12 protein-coding genes and 1 pseudogene are annotated in these 11,175 nt (G+C 61.7%); 7 read left to right on the forward strand and 6 right to left on the reverse strand.

Annotated elements, in window-relative coordinates:
- The first annotated feature begins 76 nt into the window (after positions 1–76).
- The 3 genes from phoU (at position 77) to LQ215_RS19105 (ending at position 3,039) form a co-directional block, all read left to right on the forward strand.
- A complete protein-coding gene (gene phoU / locus LQ215_RS19095; RefSeq protein WP_230152080.1) occupies positions 77–838 on the forward strand; it encodes a phosphate signaling complex protein PhoU in 762 nt (253 codons plus the stop codon).
- 168 nt (positions 839–1,006) lie between these two features.
- Complete coding sequence (locus LQ215_RS19100; protein WP_230152081.1) at positions 1,007–1,927, forward strand: response regulator; 921 nt, start codon at positions 1,007–1,009, stop codon at positions 1,925–1,927.
- Positions 1,928–2,142: 215 nt separating this feature from the next.
- The gene (locus LQ215_RS19105; RefSeq protein WP_230152082.1) at positions 2,143–3,039 is read left to right on the forward strand and encodes a peptidoglycan DD-metalloendopeptidase family protein; all 897 of its coding nucleotides are present in this window, start codon (positions 2,143–2,145) and stop codon (positions 3,037–3,039) included.
- 151 nt (positions 3,040–3,190) lie between these two features.
- Here the strand turns inward: LQ215_RS19105 and LQ215_RS19110 are convergent, their stop codons facing one another.
- The 3 genes from LQ215_RS19110 to phoB all read right to left on the reverse strand — a co-directional run bounded on the left by LQ215_RS19110 (position 3,191) and on the right by phoB (position 6,702).
- On the reverse strand, positions 3,191–4,531 hold the full coding sequence (locus LQ215_RS19110) for a hemolysin family protein (RefSeq protein WP_014335895.1): 1,341 nt from the start codon (positions 4,529–4,531) through the stop codon (positions 3,191–3,193).
- 113 nt (positions 4,532–4,644) lie between these two features.
- Positions 4,645–5,931, reverse strand: coding sequence for a phosphate regulon sensor histidine kinase PhoR (gene phoR / locus LQ215_RS19115; RefSeq protein ID WP_230152087.1), 1,287 nt, complete (start codon positions 5,929–5,931; stop codon positions 4,645–4,647).
- A gap of 81 nt (positions 5,932–6,012) precedes the next feature.
- Positions 6,013–6,702, reverse strand: a complete 690-nt coding sequence (gene phoB / locus LQ215_RS19120) for a phosphate regulon transcriptional regulator PhoB (RefSeq protein ID WP_003177195.1) — start codon at positions 6,700–6,702, stop codon at positions 6,013–6,015.
- A gap of 152 nt (positions 6,703–6,854) precedes the next feature.
- Between phoB and LQ215_RS19125 the strand changes: the two genes are divergently transcribed.
- The gene (locus tag LQ215_RS19125; RefSeq protein ID WP_230152083.1) at positions 6,855–7,238 is read left to right on the forward strand and encodes a COG4315 family predicted lipoprotein; all 384 of its coding nucleotides are present in this window, start codon (positions 6,855–6,857) and stop codon (positions 7,236–7,238) included.
- A gap of 158 nt (positions 7,239–7,396) precedes the next feature.
- Here LQ215_RS19125 and ubiA read toward each other — a convergent pair whose 3' ends face one another.
- Complete coding sequence (gene ubiA, locus LQ215_RS19130; protein ID WP_230152085.1) at positions 7,397–8,287, reverse strand: 4-hydroxybenzoate octaprenyltransferase; 891 nt, start codon at positions 8,285–8,287, stop codon at positions 7,397–7,399.
- Positions 8,287–8,850, reverse strand: a complete 564-nt coding sequence (locus LQ215_RS19135; protein ID WP_230152088.1) for a chorismate--pyruvate lyase family protein — start codon at positions 8,848–8,850, stop codon at positions 8,287–8,289. The genes ubiA and LQ215_RS19135 overlap by 1 nt, the downstream gene beginning before the upstream one ends.
- 176 nt (positions 8,851–9,026) lie before the next feature.
- Between LQ215_RS19135 and LQ215_RS19140 the strand changes: the two genes are divergently transcribed.
- The 3 genes from LQ215_RS19140 (at position 9,027) to LQ215_RS19150 (ending at position 10,834) form a co-directional block, all read left to right on the forward strand.
- Positions 9,027–9,194, forward strand: a complete 168-nt coding sequence (locus tag LQ215_RS19140; RefSeq protein ID WP_003177199.1) for a rubredoxin — start codon at positions 9,027–9,029, stop codon at positions 9,192–9,194.
- A gap of 24 nt (positions 9,195–9,218) precedes the next feature.
- Entirely contained in the window at positions 9,219–10,367 is a 1,149-nt protein-coding gene (locus tag LQ215_RS19145) for an NAD(P)/FAD-dependent oxidoreductase (protein ID WP_230152086.1), read from the forward strand.
- A 191-nt stretch (positions 10,368–10,558) separates the two neighbouring features.
- Positions 10,559–10,834 (forward strand): HU family DNA-binding protein, encoded by a 276-nt coding sequence (locus LQ215_RS19150; RefSeq protein ID WP_003177201.1) that lies wholly within the window; start codon positions 10,559–10,561, stop codon positions 10,832–10,834.
- A 232-nt stretch (positions 10,835–11,066) separates the two neighbouring features.
- Here LQ215_RS19150 and LQ215_RS19155 read toward each other — a convergent pair.
- Positions 11,067–11,175: pseudogene (locus tag LQ215_RS19155) on the reverse strand (aminopeptidase); the annotation flags it as partial.

Consider the following 11,175-nt stretch of genomic DNA (forward strand, 5'->3'; position numbering starts at 1 on the left):
ACTGCGCTATCAGGATCAACATTTAACTGCTTGAAGCTTGCAGCTTGAAGCTTGCAACTTTCGCGGAGCGAACAAGATGATTTCGAAGGAAGGCCTTACTCACCACATTTCCGCACAGTTCAACGCTGAGCTTGAGGAAGTGCGCAGTCACTTGCTGGCCATGGGCGGGCTGGTGGAAAAGCAGGTCAACGATGCGGTGACCGCGCTGATCGAGGCCGACTCCGGCCTGGCCCAGCAAGTGCGCGAAATCGATGACCAGATCAACCAGATGGAACGCAACATTGACGAGGAGTGCCTGCGTATCCTGGCCCGTCGTCAGCCAGCGGCTTCCGACCTGCGCCTGATCATCAGCATCTCCAAGTCGGTGATCGACCTTGAGCGGATCGGCGACGAAGCCACCAAGATCGCCCGTCGCGCCATTCAGTTGTGCGAAGAAGGCGAAGCGCCGCGCGGTTACGTCGAGGTTCGCCACATTGGCGACCAGGTGCGCAACATGGTTCGCGATGCGCTGGACGCCTTTGCCCGCTTCGACGCCGATCTGGCGTTGTCGGTGGCCCAGTACGACAAGATCATCGACCGCGAATACAAGACCGCCCTGCGCGAGCTGGCGACGTACATGATGGAAGACCCGCGCTCCATTTCCCGAGTGTTGAGCATCATCTGGGTGCTGCGTTCTCTGGAGCGTATTGGCGATCATGCACGCAACATCTCGGAACTTGTCATCTACCTGGTGCGCGGCACCGATGTGAGGCATTTGGGACTCAAGCGCATGAAGCAAGAAGTTGAGGGCACCCTGTCCGAAACTGCTAATGTTCCGGGCGAAACTGACGATAAGTAAGATTGCCAAGAAAAGCGCCCGGCCTTCTGGTCGGGCTTTTTTTTGGGTTTTTTTTCATCGAAAGCAGCACCCCGCGAACGAAAAGTCCCGGCGTGACTGAAGGTTTTTTGGCAATGTGCCATCAGTAAAAGCGGTATGCTTGCCGGGATTTTTTAGAGGTGTATCTGGATGAGTAAGGTCAGTGTGTTGGTCGTGGACGATGCTTCGTTCATTCGTGACCTGGTGAAGAAGTGCTTGCGCAACTACTTCCCGGGCGTGCGCATCGAAGACGCGGTGAACGGCAAGAAAGCCCAAGCCCTGCTGGCTCGCGAAGCGTTCGACCTGGTGTTGTGCGATTGGGAAATGCCGGAAATGTCCGGCCTGGAACTGCTGACCTGGTGCCGCCAGCAGGACAACCTCAAGGGCATGCCGTTCGTGATGGTCACCAGCCGCGGCGACAAGGAAAACGTGGTCCAGGCGATTCAGGCCGGCGTTTCCGGCTATGTCAGCAAGCCGTTTACCAACGAGCAGCTACTGACCAAGGTCAAGCAGGCCCTGCACAAGGTCGGCAAGCTCGACACGCTGATGAACAGTGCCCCGACCAAGATGAACTCGGCGTTCGGCAATGACTCCCTCAGCGCCCTGACGGGCGGCAAGGCTCCGATAGCCGCTGTTGCTTCGGCCCCCGCGGCCGCACCTGTCGCCGCCGCTCCGGCGCGTGGCCTGCTCAACAGCCCACCGGTCAAGGCGCCGGCAGCCGCCGCTTCGTCGACCAACCGCGGCCAAGGCCAGTTGCGCCTGTCCAGCGGCACCCAGCAATGCGTGATCAAGGCCCTGAGCCTCAAGGAAGCGCTGCTGGTGGTCAAGCGCACCGACACCCTGCCGCAAGTGCTCGAAGGCGCGGTGCTGGACATGGAGCAAGGCGACAACGCCGAAACCGCTCGTCTGAACGGCTACCTGCACGCCATCGTCGCCCATGAACAGACGCCCGACAGCGAATGGCTGCAACTGACCTTCCGCTTCGTCGACAAAGACCCGCAGAAACTCGACTACATCTCCCGCCTGATCGCCCGCGGCACCGCGCAGAAGCACTTCGTACCGGGCGCCTGATTCGGCTGCGCTTGAATCCGCTATCGCGAGCAGGCTCGCTCCCACAGGGGATCTTCAGTGTTCACTGGATCGAGTGTGGGAGCGAGCTTGCTCGCGATGGGCCATAAGATCCAACACCGATCGCTGATCCAATTTTGAAACATCCGTCGACTACGCTGGTCCATCGCAGCTGCTAGGCTGCTTTGCAGGCCCTCATTTCGACAGAATTCTTGCCCATGCTCGTGCCGCTGCTGTTCGCCTGTGGTCTTGTCCTGGCCGCCACCCCGGCCATGGCCATGACCATCTATAAATCCACCGACGCCAATGGCGTGGTGTCCTACAGTGACCGCCCCAGCAAGGGCGCCCAGGTGTTCGTGTTCCGCGACCGCATGGTCGAGCGCCTGGAACGGCAGGTGTTTCTCGATATCAAGAAACACAATGGCGCGGACGCGGTGTTCGTGCGCAACGATCTGTATGCGCCGGTGGAGATCGAGTTGAGTTTCGCCGGGCTGCGCAACGTCAGCGGGGCACCGAGCCGGCCGATTCGTCGGGTGCTGCCGGCGCGCAGCAACCTGCGCCTGGCGCTGCTCACGGCCACGCAACCTGGCAGGCCGCTGGTGTACACCCCAAGGTTCGAATACTCCCTGGGAGACCCCGCAGGCGCGGCACAGGCCTATCAATACCCGTTGCCCTGGCGTGGCGGGCCGTTCCGGCTGAGCCAGGGTGCCAACGGCCAGTACAGTCATTACGGCCCGAAGAACCGCTACGCCATGGACATTGCCATGCCCGTCGGCACGCCGATCATCGCGGCGCGGGGCGGGGTGGTCATCAAGACCGAAAACGAGCAGACCGGCCGTGGAGACGACCCTTCGGGCAACTTCGTGCGGGTGTTGCACGATGACGGCACCATGGGCGTCTACCTGCACTTGCAGAAAGGTTCGGTGAGCGTACGGGAAGGGCAGCGGGTCGGGGTGGGCACGCCGTTGGCGTTGTCGGGCAATACCGGCAACAGCTCAGGCCCGCACCTGCATTTCGTGGTGCAGCGCAATACCGGCCTGGGGCTGGTGTCGATTCCCTACCAGTTCAACCAACCGGTGGGTGACTTGCCCAACTTTGCGGTGGGCAAGCAGTAGCACTGGAGATTCGAGGGGCTTTTTGTGGCGAGGGAGCTTGCTCCCGCTGGGTCGCGAAGCGGCCCCAAAAACGACGACTGCTTCGCAGCCGAGCGGGAGCAAGCTCCCTCGCCACAAGGGGTTATGCCTTCAGCTTGCGGGCGGTTGATACTCAATCGAGCATCAACACCTTCGCCAGAATGATCTTTGGCCCTTTCATCTTCTTGATGATGATCCGCAGGCCTTCGACTTCCAGCACTTCTTCCTCTTCCGGTACGCGCTTGAGGGTTTCATAGACCAACCCAGCCAGGGTTTCGGCCTCGATGTGGTCCAGGTCGATCCCCAGCAGGCGTTCGACCTTGAACAGCGGCGTATCACCTCGTACCAGCAGCTTGCCCGGCTGGTAGGCCAGGATGCCGCGTTCGGCCTTGCGGTGTTCGTCCTGGATGTCGCCCACCAGCACTTCCAGCACGTCTTCCATGGTCAGGTAGCCGATGATGTTGCCGTCGGCTTCCTCGACCAGGGCGAAGTGCGAGCCGCCCTTGCGGAACTGCTCCAGCAATTGCGACAGCGGCATGTGCCGCGACACGCGCTCCAGCGGCCGGGTCAGTTCGGCCAGGTTGAACGACTCGGGAATGTGATCCAGGGCCGCCAGTTCCAGCAGCAGGTCCTTGATGTGCAGCAGGCCGACGAACTCCTGGCGCTCGCTGTCATACACCGGATAACGGCTGAACTTGTGGCGACGGAACATCGCCAGGATTTCCTTGAGCGGCGCGTTGAACTCCAGCGTCACCAGGTCTTCCCGGGAGTTGGCCCAGTCCACCACTTCCAGCTCGCCCATTTCCACGGCCGAGGCCAGCACGCGCATGCCTTGGTCGCTCGGGTCCTGGCCACGGCTGGAGTGCAGGATCAGTTTCAGTTCTTCGCGGCTGTAATGGTGTTCGTGATGCGGGCCGGGCTCGCCTTGGCCGGCGATGCGCAGGATGGCGTTGGCGCTGGCGTTGAGCAGGTAGATCGCCGGGTACATGGCCCAGTAGAACAGGTACAGCGGCACGGCGGTCCACAGCGACAGCAGCTCGGGTTTGCGAATGGCCCAGGATTTGGGCGCCAGTTCACCGACCACGATGTGCAGGTACGAAATGATGAAGAACGCGGTGAAGAACGACACGCCCTTGATCACTTCCGGCGACTGTACGCCGACCGCGCCCAGCAACGGCTCGAGGATGTGGGCGAACGCCGGCTCACCGACCCAGCCCAGGCCCAGGGAGGCCAGGGTGATACCCAGCTGGCACGCCGACAGGTAAGCGTCGAGCTGGCTATGGACGGTGCGCAGGATGTGTCCGCGCCAGCCGTTCTGCTCGGCAATGGCCTCGACCCGGGTCGAGCGCAGCTTGACCATGGCGAATTCGGCCGCAACGAAAAAACCGTTGAGCAAAACCAGGATCAGAGCAAAAAGAATCATGCCGAATTCGGCGAAGAGTGTGACGAGGGACAAGCCAGGGGAAGGGTCCATGATGGAGTTTTGCGGGTTCCGTATAGTCGTAGGAATTGAAAATGAGCGCCTGAAAAGGCAAGCGCAAGTCAGTCAATGTAGCGGCTGACTCGGCGATTGCCTAGGGGGCGTACTCAATCAGCGGGACGGGCCAGGCGTGCGCGAACCACCTGGGCCGGGGCGAAATGGCAGGTAAAGGTGCTGCCATGGCCGGGTACGCTGCTGATTTCCATGCGGGCGCGATGGCGCAGCAGGACGTGTTTGACGATGGCCAGGCCCAGCCCGGTGCCCCCGGTATTGGAGTTGCGGCTGGAGTCGACACGGTAGAAGCGTTCGGTTAGGCGCGGCAGGTGCTTGCTGTCGATGCCAATGCCCGAATCGCGCACGCTCAGGTGCGCGCCTTGCTCATCGCCCCACCAGCGCACATGGATGCGGCCTTGCTCCGGCGTGTATTTGACCGCGTTGAACACCAGGTTGGAAAACGCACTGCGCAGTTCCGCCTCGCTGCCTTTGAGCTGCACGGCCGCGTCGGCTTCCAGGGTGATGGTCTGCTGCTTGGAGCCGGACAGTTCCTGCGCATCTTCGACAATGGTTTGCAGCAGGTCATCGATGGGCACTGGCTGGTTGTCCGACGGGTAATCGGTGGCTTCCAGCTTCGCCAGCAGCAACAAGTCGTTGAGCAGGGTCTGCATGCGCCCGCTTTGCTGGTGCATCTGCTGCAAGGCCCGGCTCCAGCGCGGGTTCACCTCCTCGACGTTGTCGAGCAAGGTTTCCAGGTAGCCGCAGATCACCGTCAATGGCGTGCGCAGTTCGTGGGAAACGTTGGCGATGAAGTCCTTGCGCATCTGTTCCAGCTGATGAATACGCGTGACATCGCGCACCAGCATCAAGTGCTCATTGTTGCCATAGCGGGTGATGTACAGCTGGATGCGTAGCCGATCATTGGTGGGCGAAGGGATCTCCAGCGGTTCGGCGTAATTGGCCTGCTCGAAATATTCCTTGAAGCGCGGATGGCGCACCAGGTTGGTCACCGGCTGGCCGCTGTCCTGTGGCGTCTTGAGGCCCAGCAGGGTCTCGGCGGCGCGGTTCCACCACTCCAGGTTGCCGTCGCTGTCGAGCATGATCACCGCGTCTTTCAGCGCGGCGGTGGACTCCTGGACCCGGTCGATGACCGCCTGCAGGCGCCCGCGGACGCGTTGGTCGCGCCGTTGCAGGTGATAGATGCTGTCGAACACCTCCCCCCACAGGCCATAGCCGTCGGGCGGTGCTTCGTCGGGTTGGTGCAGGCGCAGCCATTCATGCAGGCGCAGCAATTGCTTGAGTGTCCAGGCCAGGTAAAGCCCCAGGCCCGCGGCCAGGCTCCAACCGTAGTAACCACTGATCAGGCCGATCAGCAAACAGCCGGTCACCAGCAACAACATGTGGCGAATCAGGGTGCCATGCCAGTTTTGGTTCACGTGACGCGCGTCCTTGTCAGCTTTGTCGGGCGGTAAGGGCTCGGATCAGGCCTTGGTCGAAAAACGATAACCGGTGCCGCGCACGGTTTGTACCAGATTTTCATAGGCATCGCCGAGGGCCTTGCGCAGGCGCCGGATGTGCACGTCAACGGTGCGCTCCTCGACATAGACGTTGCCGCCCCAGACTTGGTCCAGCAGTTGTCCGCGGGTGTAGGCACGTTCCTGGTGGGTCATGAAGAATTGCAGCAGGCGGTATTCGGTCGGGCCCATCTCGGCGGGCTTGCCGTCGATGGTCACGCGGTGGCTGATCGGGTCGAGCAGCAGGCCACCGACTTCGATGGGGGCTTCGCCATCGGTCGGCCCGGCGCGTCGCAACACGGCCTTCAGGCGCGCCACCAGCTCCCGTGGGGAAAACGGCTTGGTGATGTAGTCGTCGGCGCCGACTTCCAGGCCCTGGATCTTGTTGTCTTCTTCGCCCTTGGCGGTGAGCATGATGATCGGAATATCACCGGTCAGCTCGTCGCGCTTGAGACGCCTTGCCAGTTCGATGCCAGACGTGCCGGGCAGCATCCAGTCCAGCAGGATCAGGTCGGGCTTGCGGTCGACGATGATGGCATGGGCCTGTTGAGAGTTTTCTGCTTCCATGCAGTCATAGCCGGCCATCTCCAACGCAACGGCGATCATCTCGCGGATGGGCGCCTCGTCGTCGACGATCAGAATGCTCCTGCCAACCATGGGGTAATCCTCTTGTCATTTAACTGTCTTGCGCCGCATTAGATAACGGAATTATTGCAGTCGTGTGACAGTTATTTCCTCGAACGGCAGCGAAGGCGATCCTGGACTAAGCTTTTTAGTCCGAATCCTGACAACCACAAAAGAAGGTTTCCATGAATTACTTCACCCAATCCATCAAGGTTTTGGCGGTAACCGCTGCCCTGGCGCTGCCGGCGTTGGCGTTCGCGGCTGAGCCGGCGATGAAAGCAGGCGACATGTGGACCGATCACCAGAGCATGACGTTGTACACGTTTGCCAAAGACTCGGCCGGCAAGTCGATGTGCAACGACAAATGCGCGGCCAACTGGCCACCGCTCAAGGCTGAAAGCGGCGACAAGTCCATGGGCAAATGGAGCGTGATCACCCGTGACGACGGTACGAAGCAGTGGGCCTACGATGGCAAGCCCCTGTACACCTTTGTGAAGGACACAAAAGCCGGAGACAAGACGGGTGATGGCTTGATGGATGGCGCCTGGAAGGTTGCCAAGGCCAAGTAACGCGTCCCTTTAAGACGCTTGTTTGTGGCGAGGGAGCTTGCTCCCGCTGGGCTGCGAAGCGGCCCCACAATCTTGCGGTCGCTGCGCAACCGAGCGGGAGCAAGCTCCCTCGCCACAAAGGCTTTCATGACCCAAGGTTCGCCGCTGGGTCAGCGGTTTCAGCGCAACGCGTAATCCAGCACGATCCCCACAAAAATCGCCAACCCGGCCCAATGGTTGTGCAGGAACGCCTTGAAGCAGCGCATCCGGTCACGGTCACGGGTGTACCAGAACTCCCAGGCGAAGCACGCGGCAGCGGCCACCAGCCCCAGGTGGAACCAGCCGCCCAGCTGGAATTTCGCCCCGGCCAACAGCAGGCAGCCCAAGGCCAGACCTTGCAACGACAGGATGATCACCCGGTCGGCATCACCAAACAGGATCGCCGTGGACTTCACGCCAATGCGCAGGTCATCGTCCCGGTCGGTCATCGCGTAATAGGTGTCGTAGCCCACCGTCCACAGCAGGTTGGCGATGTACAGCAGCCAGGCGGCGGCCGGCAGATGACCGGTTTCGGCGGTGAACGCCATCGGCATGCCCCAGGAGAACGCCGCGCCGAGGACCACTTGCGGGTAGTAGGTATAGCGCTTCATGAATGGGTAACTGAACGCCAGCGCCAGGCCCCCGAGGGAGAGCAGGATGGTCGGGGCGTTGGTGCACAGCACCAGCAGGAAACTCACGCTCATCAGCACGGCGAAGAACACCAGCGCCTCTTTTGAACTGATCTTGCCGCTCACCAGCGGGCGCTGCTCGGTGCGTTTGACGTGGCCGTCGACCTTGCGGTCGGCCCAGTCATTGATCACACAGCCACCGGCGCGGGTCAGCACCACGCCGAGGATGAAAATCGCCACATTGGCGATGGACGGCGAGCCTTCACCGGCAATCCACAACGCCCACAACGTCGGCCACAGCAGCAGGTAGATGCCGATGGGCTTGTCCATGCGGGTCAGTTGCACGAAGTCCCAGGCCCGTGGGTTCAGGCGATTCAAGGATTTGAGCAGTTGCACGTACATCAAAAACTCTCCGAATAGGCACGGGCGACGGTCCATAAGCGCGGCAGGAAGATTTCCGCCACCAGCACACTCAGCGCACCGCGATCGAAACGTGAACGGCGACCCCACAGGCCGCTGGTGCGCACTTCTTCCGGCAACCCGGCCTCGGGGTAATGGCAAACTTCGATGGCTCGGCGCTGGAACGCCTGGTCACAAAACAGCAACTCCCCCAGGGAACGGCTGCCCAGTTCGTCCATCTGCAAGCCGTCACCCTGCAAGGCGCTACGCGCCGCGACGCTGCGGGCGAACACCCACGGCTGGTCATGGCCGCGCAGATACACCTCGCGTACCCAGCCCTCGCTGCCCTCGGCCAGGTCCAGGGCGGTGCATTCGTCGGCGCGCAATGGCTGCCAGCCTTCGAACAGCGGCGTCACGCTGAAATGGCCGTCCGACAGGCGCGTGAGGCGCCGGGTCAGGGAGCCTTCGTCGAACAGCCAGTCGAGTACAGCCGCATCGGGGCGGGGCGACAACAGGGGCTGGGGCAACCATTGGAGTGTAGGAAATATCGAATTTGTATGCGGCACAGAGGTCTTGAATGGCAGCAAATGAGGCCGCGAGCTTACCATGTCGGTCGCCGGTTTTGACTGGCCTGGCCGGCTGCCCTGCTGATCGTGCTTGCATCTGTCGCAACCGATCAGTACAAAACGGCCCTGAGCTGGAAAATACCGGCCAAAGCCTGACATCTTGAGGAAATATTGGAATGAAGAAGTGGCAATGTATCGTCTGCGGCCTGATCTACAACGAAGCTGACGGCTGGCCTGACGATGGCATCGCGCCCGGCACTCGCTGGGAGGACGTACCGGCAGACTGGCTGTGCCCGGACTGTGGCGTCGGCAAAATGGATTTCGAAATGATCGAAATCAACTGATCGTTTCATCAAATGGAGAGCAACATGAGCGCACCTGTCGTTATCGTCGGTACGGGCCTGGCCGGTTACAATCTGGCCCGGGAGTTTCGCAAGCTCGATAGCGAAACCCCGCTGCTGCTGATCACCGCGGACGACGGGCGCTCGTATTCCAAGCCGATGCTCTCCACAGGCTTTGGCAAGAACAAGGACGCCGACGGCCTGAGCATGGCCGAACCGGGGGCCATGGCCGAGCAACTCAAGGCCGAAGTACGCACCCACACCCGTATCAGCGGCATCGATCCGGGCCACAAACGGCTGTGGATCGGCGAAGAGGCGGTGAGCTACCGTGACCTGGTCCTGGCCTGGGGCGCCGAAACCGTGCGCGTGCCGGTACAGGGCGATGCGGCGGACCTGATCTTTCCGATCAACGACCTGGAAGACTACGCACGCTTCAGGGCCGCGGCCGCCGGCAAGCGTCGGGTGTTGTTGCTTGGCGCCGGCCTGATTGGTTGCGAGTTCGCCAACGACCTGAGCCTGGGCGGCTACGAAGTGCAGCTGGTGGCGCCGTGCGAGCAAGTGATGCCGACGCTGCTGCACCCGGCCGCTGCCGCAGCGGTCCAGGCCGGGCTGGAAAGCCTTGGCGCGCGTTTCCACCTGGGCCCCGTGCTCAACCGCTTGCAGAAGGTCGCCGACGGACTGGAGGCGCACCTGTCCGACGGTCAGGTGATCGCCTGTGACCTGGTGGTCTCGGCCATCGGCCTGCGCCCTCGCATCGACCTGGCGGCGGCCGCCGGTCTGGTGGTCAACCGCGGCGTCGTTGTCGACCGTCACCTGAAAACCTCCCACGCCAACATCTACGCCCTGGGTGACTGCGCCGAGGTCGATGGCTTGAATCTGCTGTATGTCATGCCGCTGATGAGCTGCGCCCGGGCCCTGGCCCAGACCCTGGCCGGCAACCCGACGGCCGTCAGCTACGGCGCCATGCCGATTACGGTAAAAACCCCGGTGTGCCCACTGGTGGTGTCGCCACCACCGCGGGGCAGCGAGGGCGTGTGGAGCGTCGAAGGGCAGGGTGCGGACATCAAGGCGCTATGCCGCGACGCGCAAGGCAACCTGCTGGGCTATGCCCTGACGGGCACGGCGGTGATGGAGAAACTGGCGCTGAACAAGGAACTTCCACCCCTGCTGGCGTAAATACTGGTCGTTCTGTCGCAAAAACCCTACTTTTGGTCCCACAAAGGTCGCCCGGCCACTGGCGCCGTTTTCGGCACCGTGCCATCCTCACTCCCGTCTGCCGCAGAGTAGAGCCTGCGGCGCCTTAGGGGCCGTTCCAAAGAGAACGGCACGGACATAACAACAAAAAAACCGTCAAAGGGGCTTCATTCATGCGTAAACCAGAACTCGCCGCCGCTATCGCGGAAAAAGCAGACCTCACCAAAGAACAAGCCAACCGCGTCCTCAACGCCGTCCTCGAGGAAATCACCGGTGCCCTGCACCGCAAGGACAGCGTCACCCTGGTGGGCTTCGGCACTTTCCTGCAACGCCACCGCGGCGCCCGCACTGGCAAGAACCCACAGACCGGTGAACCGGTGAAGATCAAGGCCAGCAACACCGTTGCCTTCAAACCAGGCAAATTCCTGAAAGACAGCGTCAACCCGTAATTGCTGCGAGTACCTCAGCCAGGGGGAAGAAAGCGGCAATCAAAAGGGCATACCGATGAATCGGTATGCCCTTTTTTTGTGCTGGGTGTCCGTGGCGAGGGAGCTTGCTCCCGCTGGGGCGCGAAGCGGCCCTAAAAGCGACGACTGCTGCGCAGCCGAGCGGGAGCAAGCTCCCTCGCCACAGGATTTGGAGATGCCCCAGTGGGAGCGAGCCTGCTCGCGATGACGTCGCCTAATCCGCAGAAGGCTTAGACGCTGCCAACGCTTTCAAGGCTGCCTTGCGCTCGTCGATCGGCAATTTGCCGAGCTTTTCCACCGCAGCATAAAACCCGACCCAGTCC

The organism is Pseudomonas brassicacearum (assembly GCF_918698105.1).
Taxonomy (GTDB): domain Bacteria; phylum Pseudomonadota; class Gammaproteobacteria; order Pseudomonadales; family Pseudomonadaceae; genus Aquipseudomonas; species Aquipseudomonas brassicacearum_F.

What these genes read in the sequence shown, in the direction of transcription:
- LQ215_RS19145 (WP_230152086.1), top strand. Translation starts at nt 9,219, where the DNA reads ATGAGCGCACCTGTCGTTATCGTCGGTACGGGCCTGGCCGGTTACAAT.
- phoR (WP_230152087.1), bottom strand. Translation starts at nt 5,931, where the DNA reads ATGTTGTTGCTGGTGACCGGCTGTTTGCTGATCGGCCTGATCAGTGGT.
- LQ215_RS19150 (WP_003177201.1), top strand. Translation starts at nt 10,559, where the DNA reads ATGCGTAAACCAGAACTCGCCGCCGCTATCGCGGAAAAAGCAGACCTC.
- phoU (WP_230152080.1), top strand. Translation starts at nt 77, where the DNA reads ATGATTTCGAAGGAAGGCCTTACTCACCACATTTCCGCACAGTTCAAC.
- LQ215_RS19140 (WP_003177199.1), top strand. Translation starts at nt 9,027, where the DNA reads ATGAAGAAGTGGCAATGTATCGTCTGCGGCCTGATCTACAACGAAGCT.
- LQ215_RS19105 (WP_230152082.1), top strand. Translation starts at nt 2,143, where the DNA reads ATGCTCGTGCCGCTGCTGTTCGCCTGTGGTCTTGTCCTGGCCGCCACC.
- LQ215_RS19110 (WP_014335895.1), bottom strand. Translation starts at nt 4,531, where the DNA reads ATGGACCCTTCCCCTGGCTTGTCCCTCGTCACACTCTTCGCCGAATTC.
- phoB (WP_003177195.1), bottom strand. Translation starts at nt 6,702, where the DNA reads ATGGTTGGCAGGAGCATTCTGATCGTCGACGACGAGGCGCCCATCCGC.
- LQ215_RS19125 (WP_230152083.1), top strand. Translation starts at nt 6,855, where the DNA reads ATGAATTACTTCACCCAATCCATCAAGGTTTTGGCGGTAACCGCTGCC.
- ubiA (WP_230152085.1), bottom strand. Translation starts at nt 8,287, where the DNA reads ATGTACGTGCAACTGCTCAAATCCTTGAATCGCCTGAACCCACGGGCC.
- LQ215_RS19100 (WP_230152081.1), top strand. Translation starts at nt 1,007, where the DNA reads ATGAGTAAGGTCAGTGTGTTGGTCGTGGACGATGCTTCGTTCATTCGT.